Origin of the sequence: Bradyrhizobium sp. HKCCYLS20291, assembly GCF_051167715.1 — a bacterium.
In the GTDB taxonomy this organism is placed as follows: Bacteria; Pseudomonadota; Alphaproteobacteria; order Rhizobiales; family Xanthobacteraceae; genus Bradyrhizobium.
In genome coordinates this window covers 73,666-98,032 of sequence record NZ_JBNPTO010000012.1, presented here as the reverse complement: position 1 = coordinate 98,032, position 24,367 = coordinate 73,666, and the positions used below count along the sequence as shown (strand labels likewise).

Annotated in this window: 23 protein-coding genes; 5 read left to right on the top strand and 18 right to left on the bottom strand. The window is 65.3% G+C overall.

Going from position 1 to position 24,367, the window contains the following annotated elements:
• The first annotated feature begins 8 nt into the window (after positions 1-8).
• Positions 9-1,160 carry an ABC transporter substrate-binding protein gene (locus tag ACQR07_RS24445; protein ID WP_434904781.1) on the top strand — a complete coding sequence of 384 codons (1,152 nt, stop codon included), beginning with the start codon at positions 9-11 and terminating at the stop codon, positions 1,158-1,160.
• A 70-nt stretch (positions 1,161-1,230) separates the two neighbouring features.
• Here ACQR07_RS24445 and ACQR07_RS24440 read toward each other — a convergent pair whose 3' ends face one another.
• The 10 genes from ACQR07_RS24440 to ACQR07_RS24395 form a co-directional block, all read right to left on the bottom strand.
• The gene (locus ACQR07_RS24440; RefSeq protein ID WP_434904679.1) at positions 1,231-2,190 is read right to left on the bottom strand and encodes a Gfo/Idh/MocA family oxidoreductase; all 960 of its coding nucleotides are present in this window, start codon (positions 2,188-2,190) and stop codon (positions 1,231-1,233) included.
• Positions 2,191-3,054, bottom strand: coding sequence for a class III extradiol dioxygenase subunit beta (locus ACQR07_RS24435; RefSeq protein ID WP_434904678.1), 864 nt, complete (start codon positions 3,052-3,054; stop codon positions 2,191-2,193).
• Positions 3,055-3,444, bottom strand: a complete 390-nt coding sequence (gene ligA, locus ACQR07_RS24430) for a protocatechuate 4,5-dioxygenase subunit alpha (RefSeq protein ID WP_434904677.1) — start codon at positions 3,442-3,444, stop codon at positions 3,055-3,057.
• Between the two features lie 13 nt (positions 3,445-3,457).
• Entirely contained in the window at positions 3,458-4,372 is a 915-nt protein-coding gene (locus ACQR07_RS24425) for an amidohydrolase family protein (protein ID WP_434904676.1), read from the bottom strand.
• An 8-nt stretch (positions 4,373-4,380) separates the two neighbouring features.
• The gene (locus ACQR07_RS24420) at positions 4,381-5,319 is read right to left on the bottom strand and encodes a DUF1932 domain-containing protein (protein WP_434904675.1); all 939 of its coding nucleotides are present in this window, start codon (positions 5,317-5,319) and stop codon (positions 4,381-4,383) included.
• Positions 5,320-5,325: 6 nt separating this feature from the next.
• A complete protein-coding gene (gene ligK / locus ACQR07_RS24415) occupies positions 5,326-6,021 on the bottom strand; it encodes a 4-carboxy-4-hydroxy-2-oxoadipate aldolase/oxaloacetate decarboxylase (protein ID WP_434904674.1) in 696 nt (231 codons plus the stop codon).
• 14 nt (positions 6,022-6,035) lie between these two features.
• A complete protein-coding gene (locus ACQR07_RS24410) occupies positions 6,036-7,061 on the bottom strand; it encodes an amidohydrolase family protein (protein ID WP_434904673.1) in 1,026 nt (341 codons plus the stop codon).
• 42 nt (positions 7,062-7,103) lie between these two features.
• A complete protein-coding gene (locus tag ACQR07_RS24405) occupies positions 7,104-8,480 on the bottom strand; it encodes an MFS transporter (RefSeq protein ID WP_434904672.1) in 1,377 nt (458 codons plus the stop codon).
• 457 nt (positions 8,481-8,937) lie between these two features.
• Positions 8,938-9,837, bottom strand: a complete 900-nt coding sequence (locus tag ACQR07_RS24400) for a LysR family transcriptional regulator (protein ID WP_434868091.1) — start codon at positions 9,835-9,837, stop codon at positions 8,938-8,940.
• A gap of 237 nt (positions 9,838-10,074) precedes the next feature.
• Entirely contained in the window at positions 10,075-10,488 is a 414-nt protein-coding gene (locus tag ACQR07_RS24395) for a TspO/MBR family protein (protein WP_434904780.1), read from the bottom strand.
• A 264-nt stretch (positions 10,489-10,752) separates the two neighbouring features.
• Between ACQR07_RS24395 and ACQR07_RS24390 the strand changes: the two genes are divergently transcribed.
• Positions 10,753-11,712: an AAA family ATPase gene (locus ACQR07_RS24390; protein ID WP_434904671.1), complete on the top strand. Its 960-nt coding sequence runs from the start codon at positions 10,753-10,755 to the stop codon at positions 11,710-11,712.
• 5 nt (positions 11,713-11,717) lie between these two features.
• A complete protein-coding gene (locus ACQR07_RS24385; protein ID WP_434904670.1) occupies positions 11,718-13,091 on the top strand; it encodes a vWA domain-containing protein in 1,374 nt (457 codons plus the stop codon).
• 269 nt (positions 13,092-13,360) lie between these two features.
• Here ACQR07_RS24385 and ACQR07_RS24380 read toward each other — a convergent pair whose 3' ends face one another.
• The 4 genes from ACQR07_RS24380 to ACQR07_RS24365 form a co-directional block, all read right to left on the bottom strand.
• Entirely contained in the window at positions 13,361-13,636 is a 276-nt protein-coding gene (locus tag ACQR07_RS24380) for a hypothetical protein (RefSeq protein ID WP_434868086.1), read from the bottom strand.
• Between the two features lie 256 nt (positions 13,637-13,892).
• Positions 13,893-14,339, bottom strand: coding sequence for a RidA family protein (locus ACQR07_RS24375; RefSeq protein ID WP_434904669.1), 447 nt, complete (start codon positions 14,337-14,339; stop codon positions 13,893-13,895).
• Between the two features lie 21 nt (positions 14,340-14,360).
• Entirely contained in the window at positions 14,361-16,052 is a 1,692-nt protein-coding gene (locus ACQR07_RS24370) for a benzoate-CoA ligase family protein (RefSeq protein ID WP_434904668.1), read from the bottom strand.
• A 174-nt stretch (positions 16,053-16,226) separates the two neighbouring features.
• A complete protein-coding gene (locus ACQR07_RS24365) occupies positions 16,227-16,721 on the bottom strand; it encodes a MarR family winged helix-turn-helix transcriptional regulator (RefSeq protein WP_434868083.1) in 495 nt (164 codons plus the stop codon).
• 320 nt (positions 16,722-17,041) lie between these two features.
• Between ACQR07_RS24365 and ACQR07_RS24360 the strand changes: the two genes are divergently transcribed.
• Positions 17,042-18,211, top strand: coding sequence for an ABC transporter substrate-binding protein (locus tag ACQR07_RS24360; RefSeq protein ID WP_434904667.1), 1,170 nt, complete (start codon positions 17,042-17,044; stop codon positions 18,209-18,211).
• A 19-nt stretch (positions 18,212-18,230) separates the two neighbouring features.
• Positions 18,231-18,689, top strand: coding sequence for a cupin domain-containing protein (locus ACQR07_RS24355; protein ID WP_434904666.1), 459 nt, complete (start codon positions 18,231-18,233; stop codon positions 18,687-18,689).
• A 133-nt stretch (positions 18,690-18,822) separates the two neighbouring features.
• Here ACQR07_RS24355 and ACQR07_RS24350 read toward each other — a convergent pair whose 3' ends face one another.
• The 4 genes from ACQR07_RS24350 to ACQR07_RS24335 form a co-directional block, all read right to left on the bottom strand.
• A complete protein-coding gene (locus ACQR07_RS24350; protein WP_434904665.1) occupies positions 18,823-20,070 on the bottom strand; it encodes a flavin-dependent oxidoreductase in 1,248 nt (415 codons plus the stop codon).
• A 54-nt stretch (positions 20,071-20,124) separates the two neighbouring features.
• A complete protein-coding gene (locus tag ACQR07_RS24345; protein ID WP_434904664.1) occupies positions 20,125-22,473 on the bottom strand; it encodes a bifunctional salicylyl-CoA 5-hydroxylase/oxidoreductase in 2,349 nt (782 codons plus the stop codon).
• A gap of 87 nt (positions 22,474-22,560) precedes the next feature.
• Complete coding sequence (locus ACQR07_RS24340; RefSeq protein ID WP_434904663.1) at positions 22,561-23,397, bottom strand: enoyl-CoA hydratase family protein; 837 nt, start codon at positions 23,395-23,397, stop codon at positions 22,561-22,563.
• 42 nt (positions 23,398-23,439) lie between these two features.
• Positions 23,440-24,201 carry an SDR family NAD(P)-dependent oxidoreductase gene (locus ACQR07_RS24335; RefSeq protein ID WP_434904662.1) on the bottom strand — a complete coding sequence of 254 codons (762 nt, stop codon included), beginning with the start codon at positions 24,199-24,201 and terminating at the stop codon, positions 23,440-23,442.
• Between the last annotated feature and the right edge of the window lie 166 nt (positions 24,202-24,367).

The window sequence follows — 24,367 nt, the reverse complement described above, 5'->3', positions numbered from 1 at the left end:
ACGTCATGATGGATCTCAAATTACTCGGCGGTGTGGCGCTGGCCATGTCGCTCTGTACGGGCTTCGCCCGCGCCGAAGACACCGTGTACATTCCCGATGTCGTGGAGCTCTCGGGTCCGGGCGCCGTGTCGGGCACCAACTGGCGCGACGGTGTCGCCCTTGCCATCGACGAGATCAACGCCGCCGGCGGCATTCTTGGCCGCAAGATCACCACCGAGCATCTGGACACGCAGAGCAATCCGGGTGTCTCGCGCGCGCAGGTGCAGAAGGTGCTCGACCGCGAGCCCTACGTCGTGTTGGGCCCGATCTACTCCGGCTCGGTCAAGGTCAACATGGCGCTGACCCAGCAGGCCGAGGTGCCGCAGATCGTCGGCGCGGAGGCGGCCGACATCACCACGCAGGGCAATCCCTGGATCTTCCGCACCGCCTTCGGCCAGCAGTTCAGCATGCCGAAGATCGCCAACTATCTGCACGACCAGTTGAAGGTGAAGTCGGTCGCTGTCGTCTGGGTCAACAACGATTTCGGTAAGGGCGGCCGCGACAGTTTCGTCAAGGAGATGAAGACGCGCGGGATCGAGGTCGTCTCGGACCTGTCGACCGAGCAGGGCCAGGTCGATTTCGGCTCCGACGTGATCAAGCTGAAGAACGTCAAGACCGACGCCGTCTTCGTCTACACCAACGAGGAGGAAAGCGCGCGCTTCCTCATCGAGGCCAAACGCCAGGGATTGACCGTGCCGCTGTTCGGCGAGACCACGCTGCTGAGCCAGAAGGTCGTCGAGCTGGCGGGCCCCGCCGCCAACGGCGTGCGCGGCCATGTCGGCCTCAGCGCCGATGCGCCTGTTCCGGCGATCCAGGCCTTCGCAAAGAAGTTCAACGATCGTTACCGCTATTGGCCCGACCACAACGGCATCAAGGGCTACACGGCCGTGTATCTGATCAAGTATGTGACCGAGACGATCGGCAAGTTCGACCGCCAGGCTTTCGGCGCCACCATGAAGGGCCTCACGCTGACGCCCGACAAGGCACCGGGGATGCTGATGGAAGCCAGCTGGGACAAGAACGGCGACATCGATCGCGAGAGCTTCCTGGCCGAGATCGTCGACGGCAAGCAGAAGATCGTCGCGACCTTGCCGAAGCTGAAGCCGTCCAAGGCGCCGTAGATCGGCGCAGCGGCGGCTGCCGCCTGAAGAGACCCTCCCCGCGCGCCGAACGCGCGAGGAGGAGGACGTATCAGCCCTTGGCGAGCTGCTCGTCGAGATCGTGCAGCACCTGGTAGCAGGGCAGCACCTGGGCGACGGAGGCGTTCGGCTCGCGGCCCTCGCGGATCGCGGCGAAGAACTCGCGGTCCTGCAGCTCGATGCCGTTCATGGAGACGTCGACCTTGGAGACGTCAATCTTCTCCTCCTTGCCGTTCACCAGATCGTCGTAGCGGGCAATGTAGGTGCCGGTGTCGCCGATGTAGCGGAAGAAGGTGCCGAGCGGGCCGTCATTGTTGAACGACAGCGACAAGGTGCAGATCGCGCCATTGGCGGCCTTGAGCTGGATCGACATGTCCATCGCGATGCCGAGATTGGGATGGATCGGTCCCTGCACCGCATTGGCCTTCACGATCGGCGAGCCCGCCTGGTAGGCGAACAGGTCGACGGTATGCGCGGCGTGGTGCCACAGCAGGTGATCTGTCCAGCTGCGCGGCTGGCCCAGCGCGTTCATGTTGGTGCGGCGGAAGAAGTAGGTCTGCACATCCATCTGCTGGACGTGGAATTCGCCCGCCTTGATCTTCTTGTGCACGTACTGATGGCTGGGATTGAAGCGCCTTGTGTGGCCGCACATCGCGACCAGCCCGGACTGCTTCTGCAGCTCGACGACCTGCTGCGCGTCCTTCAGGGAGTCGGCGAGCGGAATCTCGACCTGGACATGCTTGCCAGCCTTGAGGCAGTCGATCGCCTGCGCCGCATGCATCTGCGTCGGGGTGCAGAGAATGACCGCGTCGACCTCCGGCAGCTTGAGGCTGTCGGCGAGTTCGGTCGAGACGTGCTTGATACCGTATTTGTCGGCGACTTCCTTGGTCTGGTCGAAGCGGCGGCCGACCAGCGACACCACCTCGACGCCGTCGATGTTCTTGATGCCGTCGAGATGCTTGATGCCGAAGGCGCCGGCGCCGGCGAGCGCGACCTTGATCGTCTTAGCCATTTAGTTGTTCTCCAGAATCACATGGCCGACGGCGGTGTTGCTGGCCGGCACATGATAGAAGCGATGACGCACGGTCGGCGCGTTGCCCTTCTTGGCCTCGTTGACGTCGCTCATGGCGCCGCGCGCGATCAGCCACATCACGAGCTCGATGCCCTCGCTGCCGGCCTCGCGCACGTAGTCGATATGCGGCACCTTGGACAGGCCTTCGGGATCGTTGATGAGCTTGTCCAGGAAGGCGTTGTCCCATTCGCGGTTGATCAGGCCGGCGCGCGGGCCCTGCAACTGGTGGCTCATGCCGCCGGTGCCCCAGATCTGCACGTTGAGCGGCTCGTCATAGCTCTCGATCGCTTTGCGGATCGCCTTGCCCAGCATGAAGCAGCGGCGGCCGGACGGCACCGGATACTGCACCACGTTGACGGCGAACGGGATCACCGGGCACGGCCAGGCATCGACCTGGCCGAACACCAGGCTGAGCGGCACAGTCAGGCCGTGATCGACGTCCATCTTGTTGACGATGGTGAGATCGAAATCGTCCTGGATCACCGATTGCGCGATGTGCGCGGCGAGCTTCGGATGCCCGATCACCTTCGGCACGGGGCGCGGGCCCCAGCCCTCGTCGGCCGGCTGATACTCGGCCGCAGTGCCGATCGCGAACGTCGGAATCATGTCCAGGCTGAAGGCGGTCGCGTGGTCGTTGAAGACCAGGAACACGACGTCCGGCTTCTGCTCCTTCTCCCACTGCTTGGCGAAATCATACCCGGCGAACACCGGCTTCCAATAGTCCTCGCCGGTCTTGCCGAGGTCGAGTGCGGCGCCGATCGCCGGAACGTGCGAGGTGAAAACGCTTGCGGAGATTTTTGCCATTTACTTCTTCTCCCCGGTGTAGCGGTTGCCCTCGATCGAGCGGCCGCCCTTCACCATCATGTCGCGATACTGCTCTTCGGTCATGCCGGTCATGCTGCCAGCCATCTGCTGGAAGCTCTTGCCGTCGGTCGCGCCGATCTTGGCCAGGAAGTAGATGTTGCCGCCGAGCGCGATGCAGCGGTTGAGGTCGCGGTCGAGCACCGCCTGCTTCTGCTCCTCGCTCATCGGCCATTCGTCGAGATAGGCGCGCTCATTGGCCTTGAAGCGGGCGCGGTTCTCGGCCTTCATCAAGGACATGCAGAACTGGTTGAGGTGATAGCCCATCCGCGACATGTCCGCGTCGAAGATGGTCGTGCCGGGAACGTCGGTATAGGGTTTGTCGAGCGACATCGCTTCCCTCCTCTTAGGATTCTTCGGGCCAGTACAGCCGCATCGGATTGTCGACCAGGAGTTTTCGCTGCAGCTCCGCGGTGACGGCGATGTGGGGAATGAAATCGACCAGCAGGCCGTCGTCCGGCATGTGGTCCTTCAGGTTCGGGTGCGGCCAGTCGGTGCCCCACAGCACGCGATCCGGAAAGGTCTCGACGATGCGCTTGGCGAACGGCACCACGTCGCGATAGGCGTTCTGCTCGCCGTTCAACGCCCGCGGTCCTGCGACCGACAACCGCTCCGGGCAACTCACCTTGGACCAGACGTTGGAATGCTCGCGCATGAACTTCACGAACAGCTCGAACTCGGGACCATCGACCGGCTTGGTCACGTCGGGCCTGCCCATGTGGTCGACGACCACTGTTGTCGGCAGTGACGTGAAGAAGTCCCACAGCTCCGGCAGGTCGACGGCCTCGAAATAGATCACCACATGCCAGCCGAGCTTGTTGATGCGGTTGGCGATCTCGACGAGCTCGTCCTTCGGCGTGAAGTCGACCAGGCGCTTGACGAAGTTGAAGCGGACGCCGCGCACGCCGGCATCGTGCATCGCCTTCAGCTCGGCGTCGGTGACGCTGCGCTTGACAGTGGCGACGCCACGGGCCTTGCCGTTGGAATGCACGAGCGCATCGACCATCGCGCGGTTGTCGGCGCCGTGGCAGGTCGCCTGCACGACGACGTTGCGGGCGAAGCCGAGATGGTCGCGCAGCGCATAGAGCTGGTGCTTGGAGGCATCGCACGGCGTGTACTTGCGCTCGGGCGCATAGGGGAATTCGGCGCCGGGACCGAACACGTGGCAATGCGCGTCGACGCTGCCGGCCGGCACCTTGAAGCGCGGCTTCGACGGACCGTCGTACCAGTCGAGCCATCCCGGGGTCTTCTGGAACTCCATGAGGTTCCCTACTCCTTGGATTTGATCTTATTGAGAATGCGATCGGCCTCGGTGCGCCAGTCCGCGCTGCGCGCGAATTCCTTGGTGCCGCGCGTGCCGAACAGGCCGTCATCGGCGAGATCGGCGACCCAGGCCTGGCGCTCGGCCGTGCCGTCCGCCGACCACGGCGTCAGGCCGATGTCGCGCACGGTCTCGGCGACCTCCCGTACCTCCTCGGCGCGGCGGCGGCCATGCTCGATCACGCGCTGGAAGAAATAGGCGCCTTGCTTCTCCCAGTCGATGCCGGGGAACGTCTCCTTCAGCGAGGCGAGAACCGCATCCTCGACGCCATAGGCGCGCGCGGTGGTGAAGCTCTCGATCACCATCGCCTCGAGACCCTTGATCATGATGCTGCGGCACATCTTGGTCGCCGAGGCCACACCGAGCTTGTCGCTGGCGGGCTTGGCGGCAAAGCCGAGATCGTTGAGCAGCGGCGCCAGCTCGCGCGCGCCGGCGCCGCCGAGCAGCAGCGGCACCTTGATGCGATACGGCGGCACCGAGGTCATGACCGCGCCTTCGACGTAGCGGCCGCCTACCCCGTCGATCAACGCGGCCGCGCGCTGCTTGGCGCCGGGCGAGGCCGAGTTGAAGTCGAGGAACCAGGCGCCGGGCTTGATCGTCGGCGCGCAGGCTTCCGCCACCGACACGTCCTGGCTGGCGGTCACGGCGGAGACGATGAAGTCGGCCTGCGCCGCCAGCTCGGCATGCGAGGCCGCGAGCGTCACGCCGATGCTGTCGGCATGGCTGCGCATCGCGTCGCCGCGGCTGTCCGCCAGCTTCAAGTCATAGGCGGAGACGCGCACGCCGTCCTTGCGCAGATCCTCGGCGAGGATCTTGCCGACCTCGCCGTAGCCGATCAGCCCGACATGCCACCGGTTCGAGGGATTTGAGTTCGACGCCGCCGTCATCTCGGCTCAATCGATGTATTTGAGCCCGGCCTTCGCCAGCGGCTCGCGCATCTTGTACATGTCGAGGCCGAGCACGCCGGACGCGAGCTTCTCGCGCTTGTCGGCTTCGTTGGCCTCGCGCGCAGCGGCAGCGTCCGCTGCCTGATGTGCGACCGCAGCCGGCACCACGACAATGCCGTCCACATCGGCAACGATCACGTCACCCGGATTGACCGCGACGCCGGCGCAGACCACCGGAATGTTGACCGAGCCGAGCGTCGCCTTGACCGTGCCGCGCGCCGAGATCGCGCGCGAGAACACCGGGAACTGCATCTCGGTGAGATCGGTGACGTCACGGACGCCACCATCGATGACGAGGCCCTGGGCGCCGCGGGCGCGGAAGCTCGTCGCCAGCAGATCGCCGAAGAAGCCGTCGGTGTTCTCGACCGTGCAAGCCGCCACGACGACGTCGCCGGGCTGGATCTGCTCGGCTGCAACGTGCAGCATCCAGTTGTCACCGGGCTGCAGCAGCACGGTCACCGCCGTGCCGCACATCTTCGCGGTCGGATAGATCGGCCGCATGTAGCACTGCATCAGGCCGACCCGGCCCATCGCCTCGTGGATGGTGGCGACGCCGAACTTGGACAGCTTCTCGACCGCGGCCTTGTCAGCGCGGGTGATGCTCTTCTTGACGATGCCGAGATTGTTCATGGGGGTGCTCATCGCGATGTCCTAGTTCACTTGCCCTGGGCCTTCAACGCGGCGTCGAGCCGCGGGAACACGCGCCGGGCATTGCCCTCATAGATCTGGTGGCGCTGCTCGGGGGTCAGCTTGGCGGCCTCGATGTAGCGCTTGGTGTCGTCGTAGTAGAAGCCGGTCTCCGGATCGATGCCGCGGACGGCGCCGATCATTTCCGACGCGAACAGGATGTTGTCGATCGGGATCACGCCGGTCAGCAGGTCGATGCCCGGCTGGTGATACACGCAGGTATCGAAGAAGATGTTGTTGAGCAGGTGATCCTTCAACAACGGCTTCTTCATTTCCTGGGCGAGGCCGCGGAACCGGCCCCAATGATACGGCACCGCGCCGCCGCCATGCGGGATCAGGAACTTCAGGGTCGGGAAGTCCTTGAACAGGTCCGACGTCAGGCACTGCATGAATGCCGTGGTGTCGGCATTGAGGTAATGCGCGCCCGTGGTGTGGAAACAGGCGTTGCAGCTGGTCGAGACGTGGATCATCGCGGGGATGTCGAGCTCGACCATCTTCTCGTAGATCGGATACCAGTGCCGATCCGACAGCGGTGGCGAGGTCCAGTGACCGCCAGAGGGATCCGGATTCAGATTGATGCCGACGAAGCCGTACTCGTTGATGCATTTCTCCAGCTCGGGAATGCAGGTCTTGGGGTCGACGCCCGGCGACTGCGGCAGCATTGCGACGCCGATGAAATAGTCCGGGAACAGCTTGCTGACGCGGTAGCACAGCTCGTTGCAGATGCCGGCCCAGGTCGAGGACACCTGGAAGTCGCCGATGTGGTGAGCCATGAAGCTCGCGCGCGGCGAGAACACGGTGAGGTCGCTGCCGCGCTCCTTCATCTTCTTGAGCTGGTTGCTCTCGATGCTCTCGCGCAGCTCGTCGTCGCTGATCGAAAGCTCCGACGCCTTGGGCATGACGGAGGGATCCTTGATGCCCGCGATCTGCCGGTTGCGCCACTCTTCGAGCGCCTTCGGAGCCGTCGTGTAATGGCCGTGCACGTCGATGATCACGTCAGTCTCTCCCTCAAGATTCTCTGTCTTCCGGGGCGCCGCTCAATGCGCGACCACGGGGCTGCCGACATCCTTGCCGCTGGCGCGGCCGCCCGGTCCCACGATCTGCTTTACCACAAGGGCGAGCGCCGCGATCAAGCCGGGAACTGCGATCACGGTGAAAATTGCGCTGAAGGTCAGGTGCCGCGCGGTCAGCTCGGCGACCAGGAACGAGCCGGCAATACCGCCGAACCGGCCGATGCCCATCATCCAGGCAACGCCGGTGGCCCGGCCCTGGGTCGGGTAGAAGGCGGCGGCCAGCGCCGGCAGCGACGATTGCGCCGTGTTCATGACGACGCCGGCCACGAACACGATCACCACCAGGAAGCCCATGTTGCCGGCCGCCTGCCCGATCAGGAAGATCGTCACCGCCGTCAGCGCATAGCCGACCGCGACGATCCGGTTGGCGTTGAACCGGTCCATCAGCACGCCGAAGAACACCGCGCCGACGCCGCCGAGCGGGAACAGCGCCGAGATCAAGGTCGCGGTCTGCGGGTTGAGCCCGACGTCCTTGAACAGGACCGGCATCCAGTTGATCAGCGAGTAGAAGATCACGAGCCCCATGAAATAGGTGACCCACAGCATCAGCGTGCCGATGCGCAGCACCGGCGACAGCACCATGCCGATGCCGGTGGCGTTGACGCGGCGGGTGGTCTCGGCGTGCTCCGGCTCGAGCATCACGAACTGGCCGACCTCGGAGGCCGCGGCCGAGATCCGGCGCATCACCTTGCGGACGCGCTCCACGCTGGCGCCGCGCGACAGCAGATAGTGGACGGACTCCGGCAGGATCGCGATCAGCAGCACGGTCAGCACCAGCGGCGCGGCGCCACCGAGCACCAGCACGCTGCGCCAGCCCCATTGCGGGATCATCCACGCGGCCAGGAAGCCGCCGCAGGCCGCGCCGAGCGGGAAGCCGCAGAACATCAGATTGGTCATCGTGGCGCGCATCCGGCCCGGGCAATATTCGCTGAACAGCGTCACCGCATTGGGCATGGCCGCGCCGAGGCCGATGCCGGTCACGCAGCGGAGCACGGTGAGCTCGGTCAGGTTGGTCGCGAAGGCCGAGGCGAGGCAGGCGATGCCGAAGATCAGCACAGAGCCGACCAGCACCAGCTTGCGGCCGAGACGGTCGGCCACGGGACCGGCGAGCAGCGCGCCGGCGGCAAGCCCGAACAGCGCCGCACTCAGCACCGGCCCCAGCGCCGATTTCTCGATGCCCCACTCCTTGAGCAGCGATGGCGCGATGAAGCCGATCGCGGCCGTGTCGAAGCCGTCGAGCAGCAAGATTGCAAAGCCCAGCGCGAAAATCAGCCATTGCAGGGCGGAAAACGGGTGATCGTCGAGAAAGGCCTGGACGTCGACACGGCCGGTCGTTGGCATCGCTTCTGCTTTCCTTGGGTGCTGTTCTGGCGCAGTGACCGAGGTCGGCAGGCGCACGTTCCTCGCGCGATAGGTTCCTGCTGCTTCGGCGGCTTGGCTGGGTATGTGAACGAGCGCGCCGACCCGCGCCAGCGCCGGGGGGCTTCTATCAGCTATTCCGAAACGGAATAGGATATCAGATGAGCCATGCTGAATTTAGAATGGGTCTGGAAGAAGTGGAACGTAGCCTCGTGCGGCTTGTTCGTGCACCTCGCCCCGCTTGCGGGGAGAGATCGGATGGCATCGCCAGATGCCATCCGGGTGAGGGGGTACAGGTCTAACGGCACGCACTCCCCGCGCGGCTGCCCCTCACCCCAACCCTCTCCCCGTGAAGAACGGGGAGAGGGAGCGCACCGTCCGCGCCCCAATGTGTCGCCCCAAACAAACGCGCCTAGAAGCTCTCTGAGCGACGCCGAAGCTACCGCGGCAGTTTCTTGATCAGCGCCGTCGCCAACTTCATCGTCTGCTGCGCCAGCGGCGTCGGTCGCTTGTGGGCAGACGTCACGAAGCACAGCACGCTGGTCGGGGCAGGCTCTGTCAGCGGCCGGATGGCCAGCTCGCCGGCGCGTCCCGAGGCCGCGACGCCGCTCGGCGTCAGCACGGCGTGACCGTAGCCGGCGCAGACCAGATCGATGATCGAGGGCACGCTCGACACCTCCCAGGCGATGTCGAGCTTGATGCCGGCGAGCGCGGCCTGCGTCTCCAGCAGCCGCCGCATCGCGTGCACCCGCTCCGGCATGATCAGCTGGTAACGTGACAACTCGGCCATTGGCAGCGGCGCGGTGACGCGGCGCTTGCCTTTCGGCGCATGGCTGACCAGCGCCAGCGGCTCCTGCAGCACTGGCGTGATCTCGATGCCGGCCTGTGCTTCCGGATTGTAGACCATTCCGACATCGATGCGTCCCGTGGTGACCCACTCGACGACATGCGTCGACAGGCCCTCGACCACGGCCAGCCGCGCCGCCGGGTACTCTTTGCGGAAGCGATCGATCAGCGGCAACGTGAGTTGCCGCGCGATGCTCGGCGGCAGTCCGATGGTGACGCGGCCGACCGGCGCATCGCGGCTGGCGCCGAGATCCTCGCGCGCATGCGCCACCAGCTGCAGCACGCCGACGCTGTGATCGAGCAGCCGCTTGCCGGCCTCCGTCAGCGCCACGCCGCGGCCGTTGCGCGCGAACAGCTGCTGCTTCAATTCGGACTCCAGCGCCCGCACCTGCCGTGACAGCGCCGGCTGCGCGACGTCGAGCACGGAGGCGGCCTTGCTGAACGAGCCGAGCTCGGCGACCTGCACGAAATATTCGAGCTGTTTGAGGTTCATGGGAGGAGGCCGCGAATGTCAGTCGAGGACAAGCCCAGCCGCTTACCACACCCATCGATGTCGTCCCGGCGAACGCCGGGACCCATACCGCGGACGGCTGATTGTCGGAAAAGGCTGTGCGTCGTCTTTCTTCTTCGACAACGAAAGCCGGTGGTTATGGGTCCCGGCGTTCGCCGGGACGACGGCGGAGTTTGAAGCTGCATCTCGAACAAGCCCCGCCCCACCAGCCGCCTCATCTCAGTTCAGCACATTCACCGAAAAATTCAGCACCGACGCAAACCCCACCCAACACGCATAGGGCACGAACAGCAGCGCCGCGGTGCGATCCTCGCGCCACTGCATCACGATGAACGTCACGATCAGCACGAACATGCTGGCGATGATCGCGAAGGCCGCCCACATCAGGTGCGCGGTGAAGAACACCGGCGACCAGGCGAAGTTCAGCGCCAGTTGGCCCCACCACACCTGCATGACGGCGCCGCTCACGACGCGCTCATAGGTCCGCCAGCCGGCCACCGCGACCATGATGTAGAGCACCGTCCAGGCGATCGGAAACAGCCAGCCTGGCGGGGTGAACCAGGGCTTGTTGAGCGAGCCGTACCAGGCGCCGGGCATGTTCGAGGCGCCGATGATCCAGCCGCCTCCGACCACGAGGACCAGGAGGACGATGAGATGCAGGATGGATCGGTTCATATTCCGCTCGGCGTGATTTCTAGGGGTCCGGCCGCTGGCGACCGGCAGCCATGCGGCCGAGACACCCACGCGCGCACTGGACAGGGCTGCCGGGTGCGCGTAGCCAGGACATAACACAATGCGAGGAAAAGTCAGGGTTTTCGCCCTGATGCCAACGTCCAGGGACCGGAACGCCGATCACATCTGCGCCGGGTCCTGATACCAGGAAACGGAGCTTCGTCAGTGGCTGATTCCCCGGCCCCCTCTTCAGCCATCGCCTCGATCGCGGCCGTCGAAACTGGCCTCGCCGCGCAGGGCTATATCGCCAGCCGCCAGATCGCGACCGCCGTCTATCTGTCACAGGCGATCGACAAGCCGATCCTGGTCGAGGGTCCCGCCGGCGTCGGCAAGACCGAGCTCGCCAAGGCGATCGCCGCCTGGCGCGGCCTGAAGATGATCCGGCTGCAATGCTATGAGGGGCTCGACGAGGCCAAGGCGCTGTACGAGTGGAAATACGCCAAGCAGCTGCTCTATACCCAGATCCTGAAGGACAAGCTCGGCGAGGTGCTCGGCGGCGCTCAGACTTTGCACGCGGCGCTCGACCAGCTGCATGATTTCGGCGACGTGTTCTTCTCCAAGGAATTCGTCGAACCGCGGCCGCTGCTGCAGGCGCTGCTCGAGCCCAATGGCTGCGTGCTGCTGATCGACGAGATCGATAAGTCCGACGCCGAGTTCGAATCGCTGCTGCTGGAAATCCTCTCCGATTTCCAGGTCACGATTCCCGAGCTCGGCAGCATCGCCGCCGCCAAGCCGCCGACCGTGATCCTGACCTCCAACTCCGAGCGCAATCTCGGCGATGCGTTGAAGCGGCGCTGCCTGCATCTGCACATCGGCTTCCCCGAGCAGAAGCTGGAGGAGCGCATCGTGGCGAGCCGCGTCCCCGGCATCTCGCAGACCCTGCGGCGGCAGCTCGTCGCCTTCATCCATGACATCCGATCACTGGACCTGAAGAAGCAGCCATCGGTGAGCGAGACCATCGATTGGGCGCGCGTGCTGGTGCTGCTGCAGGCAGCCGAGCTCGGCCAAGAGCTGGTCAAGGACACGCTCAACGTGCTCTTGAAATACGAGTCCGACATCGAGGTGGCGCTGCCGCAGGTGACGACCTTCGTCGCCAAGGCGCAGCGCCAGAACATCTTCGGGTAGGCGTCATGCAGGAGAACCTGCATCGGTTCTTCCGAGCGGCGCGCGGCGCGGGCGTGCACGTCTCGCCGGCCGAGAGCATCGATGCGATGCGCGCGGTGGCCAGCGTCGGCTTTGCCGATCGCACGGTGCTCCGCGACAGCCTGCTGCTGACGCTCGCCAAGAGCGAGGACGAGAAGAAGGCGCTCGGCGCCTGCTTCGACCTGTTCTTCGCCCATGTCGATCCGGCGCAGGCCGAGGCAAAGGACGACGCATCGCAGGACATGGCATCAAACGAGGCCCAGGGAACGCCGCCATCCGGACAGCCGGCCGGCGGCGACGCGAACGCCGAGCTTGGCCCCCTCGCCCAGATGCTGCTCGCGCAGAACACCGCCGACATCTCGGCGGCGATCGCGAACGCCTCCAGCGCCGTCGGGCTGTCCGAGATCCGCTACTTCACCCAGCGCGGCCTGTTCTCCAGCCGCATGCTGGAGACGATGGGCATCCAGCGGCTACGCGACGATCTGGATGCGCTCACGGAGACCAATCCGGCGCTGGCCGAGCGGCTGCAGGCCGGGCTCGACGGCCTGCGCGACACCGTGCGCGATGCGGTCGCGCAGGCCCTGGCGCTGTACGGCCGCGAGGAGACCGAGAACCTGCGTCACGAGATCCTGCGCAACGCCCAGCTGTCGCGGATCGAGCCGCGCCAGGTCGCCGAGTTGCGCGCGCTGATCCGGCAGATCGCGCGCCGCCTGCGGGAGCGCTACAGCAAACCGCGCAAGCGGCAGCGCCGCGGCCATCTCGACGTCCGCCGCACGATCAGGCGGAACGCCGCGTGGGGCAGCGTGCCCTTCCTCACCGCGTGGAAGCGGCGACATCGCGACCGGCCGAAGATCGTGGCGCTGTGCGACGTCTCCGGCTCGGTCGCCCGGGTCTCGGACTTCTTCCTGCTCCTGATCCACAGCCTGCACGACGTCGTCAGCGATGTCCGCTCGTTCGCCTTCTCAGGCCATCTGATCGAGGTCAGCGAGATCCTGGAGCAGAAATCCGCCGAGGAGGCGATGGCCGAGATCATGCAAAAGGTCGGCTTCGGTTCGTCCGATTACGGCTCGTCGCTGGTCGATTTCGAAAAGCAGTTCATGGCCTCGGTGACCCCGCAGACCACCGTGATCGTGCTCGGCGACGCCCGCAGCAACAAGCTCGACCCGCGCGCCGATATCCTGAAAGCCATCTCGGAGCGCGCCAAGCGCGTCGTCTGGCTCAATCCCGAGGGCCGCATGACCTGGGGCTGGGGCGACTCCGAAATGCCGCGCTACCAGACCTTCTGCAACGTCGTGCGCCCGTGTGCGACGGCGCAGCAATTGGAGCGCGCGGTGAGCGACATCGTCTCGGCGTATCAGTAGGCCGCCGCTCTATCCCCGTCATTGCGAGCGAAGCGAAGCAATCCAGGGTCCCGCCCACGCCTCTGGATTGCTTCGTCGCTACGCTCCTCGCAATGACGAGAGTTCGAATACGTAGGGTGGGCAAAACCATCGCGCGGCGCAAGCCGCACGATGGCGTGCCCACCGATAGTCCATCCGCGCAGGACGGTGGGCACGGCGCGAACATATAACACGAACAAACAATTGCATTGCGGGCGCGCCTTTGCCCACCCTACGCAACGTCCGCGGAGCTATCTTCCGCCCGGCGCCCGCTTCAGCAACGCCGCGCGCTGCTGGTCGGTAAAGCTCACGCCTGACTTCTTCTCGACCACGCGCACCGCCCACGACCGCATCGGATCATCGTCCATCCGCGCCGGCTCGCGCAGGATGGCGACGCCGATCTCCAGCATCTTGGCGTCGGCCTGATGCTCGATGCCGCCGCCTCCAGCACTCGCCAGTGCCAAAGCACCGGCCGCAGCGCCGATGCCGGCGGCCAGCGCCGTCGTCACGAAGAGTTTCCAGTCCAACTTGGCCCCCTGCTTTCACCCGCCACTGGGCCGCCACGCTCGAACAGGTTCGTGTCTGCGACATGGCGAGCCCGCGTCCGCTCTCCGGCAGACACGTCATTCGGCCACCACATTTGTTCGGAGGACGGGCGATCGCTATGGCGAGCTCAAAGAGAGAAACGGATGCGTCGCCGGGCCCGGTCAGCCCGTGCCCGACCTCGGTCGTGAACGTCGACAAAGCGGGAGATGATCGCGCGCCTCCCGGCCGACGCCACCTTCAGCGCGGCACCACCGCCGTGGCTTCGATCTCGACGCGCGCGGCCTTTTCGACCAGCCGGACCACCTGCACCAGCGCCATCGCCGGATAATGGCTGCCGAAGATCTCGCGATAGATCCGGCCGAGATCCTTGAGGTTGCCGAGATACTCGTCCATGTCGACAACGTACCAGGTCAACCGCACCAGATGCTCCGGCCGCGCCTGGCCTTCGGCCAGGATCGCGGCGATGTTCTGCAGCGCCTGCCGGACCTGTGCGATGAAGCCATCGGCGAGCTTTTCGCTCGCATCCCAGCCGATCACTCCGCCGGTGACGACGATGCGGCCCTCGGCGCTGATGCCGTTGGCGTAGCCCTTCGGCATCGGCCAGCCGCTCGGCTGCAGCACGCGCGGGCTCGCGCTCTCATCCTGCTTCACCACGGCGAGCGTGGGCGCTTTGGTCGTGCTCACGAACGTCTCTCCCTGTCTCTGCTACGCGGTCGTGCCCGCCGCAGACGCGGCAGCAGACTGGGCGATCTGCCGCAAGGCAAACCGCTTCAGCTTGCCGGTCTCGGTCTTGGGCAGCTGCGTCACGAACTCGATCGCGCGCGGATATTTGTACGGCGCGATCTCGCGTTTGACATGTTCCTGCAACTCCGTCACCAGCGCCGGCGTGCCCTCCGCGCCGGGCGCCAGCACGACATAGGCCTTCACGACCATGCCGCGGGCTTCGTCCGGGGCGCCGACCACGCCGCATTCGGCGACCGCTGGATGGGTCAGCAGCGACGCCTCGACGTCGGTGCCGGCGATGTTGTAGCCCGACGACACGATCATGTCGTCGGAACGCGACTGGTACCAGAAGTAGCCGTCCTCATCCATCACATAGGTGTCGCCGGTGACGTTCCAGCCGTTCTGGACGTATCTGCGCTGACGCTCGTCGGCGAAATAGCGGCAGCCGGTGGGCCCGCGCACCGCGAGCCGGCCCATCGTGCCCGGCGGCACATCGCGGCCCTCGTCGTCGACGATCTTGGCCTCGTAGCCCGGCACCGGCTTGCCGGTCGCGCCGGGACGGATCTCCTCCTCCACGGCGCTGATGAAGATGTGCAGCATCTCGGTCGAGCCGATACCGTCCATCAGCTTCAACCCGGTGGCCTTGAGCCAAGCATCGTAGGTCGGCTTCGGCAGGGTCTCGCCGGCGGAGACGCATTTGCGCAACGAGGAGATGTCGCGGCCTGCGAGCTTGCTCAGCATGGCACGGTACGCGGTCGGCGCGGTGAAGCAGATCGTGGCCTTGTCGCGCTCGATCGCGGCGAGCAGATCGTCCGGCGACGTCTTCTCCAACACGACGTAGGACGCGCCGATATGCATTGGAAACAGCACGCCGCCGAAGCCGAAGGTGAAGGCGAGCGGCGCGGTGCCGATGAAGCGGTCACTCTGGCTGGCACGCAGCACGTTGCGGGCATAGCCGTCGCACACCGCCAGCATGTCGCGGTGGAAATGCATGGTGCCTTTGGGATCGCCGGTCGTGCCCGACGTGAACGCGATCAGGCAGAGATCGTCGGAGGCGGTGTCGACCGCGGTGAACTCAGAGCTCGCATCGGCGATCAGCGCCTCGAGCGCGTCGGGCTGTCCGTTGCCCCAATACACCACCTGCTTCAGTGCGGGCGCGACCGCGCGGGTCTTTTCCATCTCGTCGGCGAGCTTGCCGTCGCACAGCGCCAGCGCGATCTGCGCCTTCTGGATCGGATAGGACAGCTCTTTCGCACGCAGCAGCGGCATGGTGGCGACCACGATGCCGCCGGCTTTGATCGCCGCGAGATAGGTCGCGACCATCATCGGATTGTTGGCCGAGCGCAGCAGCACGCGGCCGCCGGGGACGAGACCGAGCTTGCCGACCAGCACATTGGCGATCTTGTTCACCAGCGCCTGCAGCTCACGATACGTGTAGCTCACGTCGGTGCTGATGATGCAGGGCGTGTCTCCCCGCCCCTCCTCGACCCAGCGGTCGAGGAAATTCGTCACGCAGTTCAGCCGCGGCGGATACTGGAACTCGGGCCGGCTGAACACGAAGTCGGGCCACAGCTCATGCGGTGGCAGATTGTCCTGAGCGAAAGTGTCGACGTGGGCGCTGTGCGCATGCGCGCTGGCGCTCTCCGGCTGCTGAACCTTGGCGGCAGTGGCCATCACACGCTCCTGTCTCAAAGGGAAGGACGCCCGGCACGTTTCAGTCCTAAACATTTTAGACTTAAAACATCTGGACGCAAGAGCGGAGAAGAGCCGAAGATTGTGCACTGCCCGCAAATTGTTTGAGCGTTTGCCGTGCGCGGCGGCGAGCCTGCGGCGTCTTGTCAGGCCGTATCAGTCCTGCCGGCGCTGCACGGCCTTCTGCGCGGATCCCTTGGTCTTGGCGAGCAGCCGCATCAGCTCGCGCACATCCTTCTCCGCGAGATCGCCGAAAATATCGGCGATCCAGGTCTCGTGCTCGGCCGCCATCTTGCGGAATTCGGCGCGGCCAAGCTTGGTCAGCCGGATCACCTGGACGCGCCGGTCGGTGTCCGAGGTGCGGCGGTCGAGATGGCCGGATTCGACCAGGCGTTCGACCAGCCCGGTGACATTGCCGTTCGACACCATCATGCGCTTGGAGACGTCGGACAACGTCATCCCGTCAGGCGCCTTGTCGAGCTGCGCCATCAGGTCGAAACGCGGCAAGGTCACGTCGAAGCGCTCGCGCAGGCGGCTGCGGATCTCGCCCTCGATCAGGGTCGTGCAGGTCAGCAGCCGCAGCCACAGCCGCAGCTCCTCGGCATGGTCCTCGGGCAGCTCGACGGCCTTGGTCTCGGAATCAAGCGTCATGACGGAATCACTTGGGACGGAATCATTCGAGCAGGTTCAGCCTCATTGGGCGAGGCCCGTGAGTGTGACCTTCCGGACCTCCTGGGAGCAAGGAAAAACGTACCGGCATTTGCGCCGGTTGGTCAGAGGCGAAACTCCTTTAACCTTCAAGCAATTGGCGCGGCGCTTGCATGCGTGCCGAAACTGCCCGTTCCGCAAGCAGCTCGCTTGCGGCTGGGGGCGTCATCAGACTAGGCTTGAAGCCAAGCTGCGGTCTGACCCATCATTCGGTCAGGTGCAAAAAACATAAGCCTGAAATTCCGCATCCCGGGGGAGTTGTCATGAAAGTGAGTTCGAAGCTGGCCGTTGGCCTTATTGCGAGCCTGTTCGCCCAGCCGGCGCTGGCCGCCGACAAGATCAAGATCGGCGTCATCGTCACCCTGTCCGGACCGGCCGCCGCGCTCGGCGGGCAGGTCCGCGACGGGTTCAATCTCGCCATCAAGGACCTCGGCGGCAAGATGGGCGGCAAGGAGGTCGAGGTGGTCGTCGCCGACGACGAGCTGAAGCCGGACGCCGCGATCACCAAGGCCAAGGGCCTGCTCGAGCGCGACAAGGTCGATTTCGTCGTCGGCCCGATCTTCTCCAACATGCTGCAGGCGATCCACCGCCCGATCACCGAGAACAAGACCTTCCTGATCAGCCCGAATGCCGGCCCGTCCAGCTACGCCGGCAAGGAGTGCAGCCCCTATTTCTATGTGACGTCCTATCAGAACGACCAGGTCCACGCCGTTCTCGGCAAGGTCGCACAGGACCGCGGCTACAAGAAGATGTACCTGCTGGTACCGAACTATCAGGCCGGACGCGACTCCGTCGCCGGCTTCAAGCTCGACTACAAGGGCGAGATCGTCGAGGAATCCTACGTTCCGCTCAACACGCTCGACTTCCAGCCCGAGCTGTCCAAGATCTCCTCGCAGAAGCCGGACGCCGTATTCACCTTCATGCCCGGCGGCATGGGCGTGAACCTCGTCAAGCAGTTCAAGCAGGCCGGCCTTGCCGACAGCGTCCCGGTGCTGTCGGCCTTCACCGTCGACGAATCCACTTTGCCGGCGCAGCAGGATGCGGCCGTCGGCATGTTCGGCGGCGCCAACTGGGCACCCAATTTCGACAATGCGCAGAGCAAGAAGTTCGTCGCCGGCTACGAGGCCGCCTACAACACCGTGCCCGGCACCTATGCCATGCAGGCCTATGACGCCGCGCTCCTGATCGACAGCGCCGTGAAGGCGGTCGGCGGCGATCTCGCCGACAAGGACAAGGTGTCCGCCGCCCTGAAGAAGGCCGACTTCGCCTCGCTGCGCGGCAACTTCAAGTTCAACACCAACGGCTATCCGATCCAGGACTTCTACCTGACCAAGGTCGCCAAGCGCGCGGACGGCAAGTTCCAGACCGAGATCGTGCAGAAGGTGTTCGAAAACTACGCCGACCGCTACGCCAAGGATTGCGCGGCCAAGTAATAACAGGGAGCGAAACCACATGAGCTATCCGGAAATCGCCGGCATCACCCGGGCCAATGAGGGCATCCAGGGCATCTCCTGGAACATCCTCGGCCAGATCTACGTGCCGAAGAACCGCACCGAGCACAGCTTTTCCTGGCATGCGACGTTCCCGGTCGGCACCTTCGTGCCGCCGCACATCCATCCCGACCAGGACGAGTATCTCTACATCCTCGAAGGCCGGCTCGACTTCTTCCTCGACGGCGCCGAGGAATACGCCACCGCCGGCGACACGGTGCGGCTGCCGATGGGCAAGCCGCACGGCATCTTCAACAAGTCGCAGCAGACCGCAAAGACGCTGTTCTGGGTGTCGCCGACGCGCAGGCTCTACGATCTGTTCTGGGCGATCCACAACATGCGCGAGCAGAACCCCGACGACGTGGTGAAGCTCGCCGCCGAGCACAACATCCACTTCCTGCCCCCGCCTCCGGGGGCGTGAGCCCTCCGAGCCTTGGCGTAAGAGTCATCGCGCAGCAAGCGGCGCGCTCCCTCTCCCCGTTCTTCACTCCGTTCTTCACGGGGAGAGGGCTGGGGTGAGGGGCAGCCCGGAAAACGGTCCTGACGAACTACTGTTACGACGCCTGCCGCGTCACCATCCGCGCGGCAAAGCCGGCCCGGCTCGCATAGCCGCGCACGATGCCCTCGCGGGCCTCGTAGTTGAGGATCGTGTTGATGTCCGTGAACCCCTGCGGCGCAAGCTGCTCGACGGCATCGATGACGCCCTCGGGGCCGCCGCGGCGGTTCGACGCGACGATGTCGGCCGTCATCGGCAGCCGCTTCTGCTCATAGGCCATCAGCGCCTGGCGCGGATGTTCGGAACGAGCCAAGGCATCGGCCAGCGCGCGGGCATCGAGGATCGCCTGCGAGGCGCCGTTCGAGCCGACCGGATACATCGGATGCGCGGCGTCGCCGAGCAAGGTGACGCGGCCGCTCGACCAGTACGGTAGCGGATCGCGGTCGCAGCAGGGATATTCCCAGAACTCAGGCGTCGCGCGCACCATGGCGGCGAAGTCGACCTGGGGAATGGAGAAGCCGTTGACGTGCGGCATCAGCTCGTCCGCCTTACCGAGCCTTGACCAGTCCTCTCGCCGCGGTGGCGCGGTATTGGCATCGCCGATGCGCACCAGCACGGCCCAGTTGGTGAGCCGGGTCGCGGGGCTGGAGCCTTCCGCAATCGGATAGATCACCGCCTTGGCGTTGAGGCCGCCAGCGATGATCATCGACCGCCCGGTCAGGAACACCGGCCAGTCGGTGGCGCCGCGCCACAGCATCAGGCCGTTCCAGCACGGCGGTCCCTCGTTCGGGAACAGCGTCTGCCGGACCTTGGAATGGATGCCGTCGGCGCCGATCAGCACGTCGCCGCGGACCGTGTGAACATGAGACCCGGTGCGGTCGAAGAAATAGGCGGTGACCCCACCCTCGTCCTGAGTGAACGATCCTAGCCGGCAGCCGGTATGGACCTTCTCGGGCCCAAGCCGCTCGATCACGGCCTGATGGATCACGCTTTGCAGCCGGCCGCGATGGATCGAGAATTGCGGCACGTCATGGCCGCCGTCGACGCCGCGGGTCTCGTGCCAGACCTCCTGGCCCCGCCGCGTCAGATAGAACAGCTCGTAGGTCCGGATCGCGACCTCATCGAGCCGGTCGAGCAGCCCGAGCTGGGCGAGTTCGCGGATCGCATGCGGCAAGGTGTTGATGCCGACACCGAGCTCGCGGATCGCATCCGCCTGCTCGAACAGCTCACAATCGATGCCGCGCGCCCGCAGCATCAGGGCCGTCGTCAATCCGCCGATACCACCGCCAACGACGATCGCCTTCATCGTCCCCTACTCCACCTAGATTGGACGTACCGGGCGGCAGCGTGGCATGGAGCCTTACTCCGCCGCAAGCGGCTTCGTCGCCTCGGCCTTCAGCTCCGCCCGCGTTTTCGGCTTAGCCTTAATCTTCAGCTCCTCGAAATCCTGCCGCTCGCGGACGCTGTTACGGAAGATCTGCTCCTTGCCCGGCAGATATTGCGGCGGGCAGAACATGTCGGCGCCATACCAGGCCGCGGCCCTCATGGTGAAGGCGGGGTCGACCAGATGCTGGCGGCCGAGCGCGACGAGATCGGCGCGGCCGGCGGCGAGGATGGTGTTGACCTGATCGGCCGTGGTGATGTTGCCGACGCACATGGTCGCAACATGAGCCTCGTTGCGGACCTGATCGGAGAACGGCGTCTGGAACATGCGGCCATAGATCGGCCGCGACTCGCGCACGGTCTGCCCGGTCGAGACGTCGACGAGATCGACGCCGGCCTCGCCGAAGGCGCGGGCGATCTGCACCGCGTCATCGCCGGTGATGCCGCCCTCGGCCCAGTCGGTCGCGGAGATGCGCACCGACATTGGCTTGTGCGCTGGCCACGCCGCGCGCATCGCCGCGAACACTTCGAGCGGGAAGCGCAGCCGGTTCTCGAGCGAGCCGCCGTAGTCGTCGGTGCGCTTGTTGGTCAGCGGCGAGATAAAGCTCGCCAAAAGATAGCCGTGGGCGCAGTGCAGCTCGAGCATGTCGAAACCGCAGCGATCGCCGCGTTCGGCGGCCGCGACGAATTCAGCCTTGATTGCATCCATCGCGGCACGATCGAGCTGCCGCGGCACCTGGCTGTCGGGGAAATAGGGCAGCGGCGACGCTGACACGACATCCCAGCCGCCCTGCTCCAGCGGGCGGTCCATGCCGTCCCACATCAGCTTGGTCGCCCCCTTTCGCCCGGCATGTCCCAGTTGCAGCGCGAACTTGGCTCCCGAGTTCGCATGAACGAAGTCGACGATGCGCTTCCAGGCAGCCTCCTGCGCATCATTCCACAATCCCGCACAGCCGGGCGTGATGCGCGCGTTGCGGCTGACACAGGTCATCTCGGTAAACAGCAGGCCAGCGCCGCCGATGGCGCGCGAGCCGTAATGCACGAGATGGAAGTCGCCGGGCACGCCCTCCTCGGCCGAATACATGCACATCGGTGACAGCACCGCGCGATTGGCGAGCGTCATCTCGCGCAGCTTCAGCGGCTGGAACATCGGAGCCAGGGGTTTCTCGATATCGACGTCGAAGCCCTTGGCGCGCACCTGGCGGGCGAACGCCTTGTCGACTTCGGCGACGAAGTCCGGCGCGCGCAAGGTGAGATTGTCGTAGGTGATCGCCTTGGAGCGCGTCATCACGCCGAAGGCGAACTGCACGGGATCGAAATCCCAGAAGCGGTCGACATGCTCGAACCAGACCAGCGACACGTCAGCCGCATGCTGGGTCTTCTCGACCTCCTCGCGCCGGCCGTGCTCGTAGAGATCGAGCGCCGCCGGAATGTTCGGCGCGCGCTGCATGGCCTCGGCCAGCGCGATCGCATCCTCCATCGCGAGCTTGGTGCCCGAGCCGATCGAGAAATGCGCGGTCGACTTGGCGTCGCCGAGCAGCACCATGTTGTCCTTGACCCAGCGCTTGTTGCGGATCATCGGGAAATTGCGCCACATCGAGCGGTTGATCAGCAGCGGATGGTCGCCAAGGAACCAGCCGAAGATCTCCTTCATGCGGTCGGCGGATTGCCGCTCGTCGAGCCCGGTCAGGCCTGCGCGCTCGAAGGTCTCGGGGTCGGTCTCGAAGATCCAGGTCGAGTGTCCCGCCTCGTACTGATAGGCGTGCGCGATGAACGGGCCCCACTCGGTCTCCTGGAAGATGAAGGTGAAGGCGTCGAGCGGCTTGGTCGAGCCCATCCACGCAAATTTATTCGCGCGCAGATCGACCTCGGGCTGGAAGTGATCGACATATTTCTGACGGAAGCGGCTGTTGATGCCGTCGGACAGGATCAGCAGATCGGCATCCGCAAACTGCGTCTCGTCTTCGAGATCGACCTCGAACTGCAGGGTCACGCCGAGCTCGCGCGCCCGCTCCTGCAGGATCCGCAATAGCGTGCGGCGCGAGCAGCCGCAGAAGCCGTTGCCGCCGACACGGTGCACGGTGCCGCGGAAATGCACGGCGATGTCGTCCCAGTAGGCGAACTCCTGGGTGATACGCTGGTAGCTCGGCAGGTCGTGCTTCTCGAAATTGTCGAGCGTGGCGTCGGAGAACACCACGCCGAAGCCGAACGTGTCGTCGGCGCGGTTGCGTTCGTAGACCGCGATGTCGGCCTTGGGCCGCTGCTTCTTGAGCAATATCGCCGCATAGAGACCGGCAGGTCCGCCGCCGATGATCGCGATCTTCATGAGCGCCTCCACTGGAGAGCCGAGCCAACGAAAATTATTTTAACCCTAAAATATCTCCTGGCAAGCCCCTTCGGTTCCCGCGGCCGCTCAATTCCCTTGGAACACCGGCTTCGACTTCGCTGCAAACGCTTCGAAGGCGCGGTTAAAGTCCTCGGTTGTCATGCACAACGCCTGGGCAACTGCCTCGGCCTCGATCGCCTCCTCGACCGACATCGCCCATTCCATCGCCAGCATGCGCTTGGTCATGGTGTTGGCGAAGGTCGGGCCGTTCGCGATCTCGGTTGCCAGCGACACCGCCTGGGACAGCACCTCGGCCGGCGCGACGATCCGGCTGAAGAAGCCCCAGCGCTCGCCCTCGTCGGCGCTCATGAAGCGGCCGGTGTAGAGCAGCTCGGACGCGCGCGACTGGCCGATGATGCGTGGCAGGATCGCGCAGGCGCCCATGTCGCAGCCGGCGAGGCCGACCTTGTTGAACAGGAACGCGACCTTGGCACCGGTGGCGGCGAGCCGGATATCGGAAGCCATTGCGACGATCGCACCGGCGCCGGCGCAGATGCCCTCGACGGCGGCCACGATCGGCTGCGGACAAGCCCGCATCGCCTTGACGAGATCGCCCGTCATCCGCGTGAAGGCAGTCAGGCCTTTTGTATCCATCTTCACCAGCGGTCCGATGATCTCGAACACGTCGCCGCCGGACGAGAAGTTGCCGCCCGCGCCGGTCACGACCACAACCTTGACGTCATCGTCGAAAGCGCAGGCGCGGAAAAAATCGGTCAGCTCGCGGTAGCTCTCGAACGTCAGCGGATTCTTGCGTTCCGGCCGGTTCAGCGTCACCGTCGCGACGCGATCCTTGACCGTGAGCAGGAAGTGGCTCGGCTTGTAGTCCGCCAGCGGCACGGTGACGGAGTTGGCGGGTCTGGACATGTGAGCTCCCTTTGGTCGACTGTTCTGATCGAAAGTTGCGGCCTAGACCTCGCCGCCCGCGACGGCGATCGCCTGACCAGTGATGGCGCCGGCACCGGTGCCGCACAGCCACAGCACGGTGTCGGCGACCTCCTGCGGCATGATGAGGCGCCCTTGCGGATTGTGCTTGGCGAGCTCGGCTATGGCCTGCTCACGGCTGCGGCCGGTCTTCTTCATGATGTTGTCGACGCTGTCGGCAACCAGGTCGGTATCGGTGAAGCCGGGACACACGGCATTCACCGTGATGCGCGTCGGCGCCAGCTCCAGAGCCAGCGATCGCGTCAGGCCGACGACGGCATGTTTGGCCGCCGTGTAGGCGCTGACATACGGGTAGCCCTTGAGTCCCGCCGTTGACGCGACCGCGACGATGCGGCCATAGGGCCGTGCCTTCATCGCTGGCAGCGCTGCCTGCACGGCATGCACGACACCCATGAAGTTGACATCCATCATGCGGCGGAACAGCGCAGCGTCCGACTTGTGAAACGGCGCTGACTCGGCGCTTCCGGCATTCGCGACGAGGATGTCGATCGGCCGACGCGCTGCCGCGTCGGCATAGGCAGCGTTGAACGCGGCCTGATCTGCGACATCGGCAACGGCCACATGATCGGCACATCCGGCGGCCACGGCTTCATCGAGCGTTGCGCGGCTGCGGCCGACGATCGTCACGGTTGCGCCGGCAAGCTTCAGGGCGCGCGCGATCTCGCGGCCGATTCCGCGTCCGCCGCCCGTGACCATCGCGTGCGCCGCTTCAGGCAATCCGGACATGCGCGCGCCTCCTCGTGTTTTCTTGCAATAGGGTCGCAGCTTGCGAAGTTATTTTAAACTTCAAATTTTTGCAACAACGCGGCCGAAGCGGCTTGACACCTTTGTCTCCCCGGCTAGCGTTCACCAGCCCGTGCGCGCGATGCTAGCGCGCGGCGCAATGCGGAGG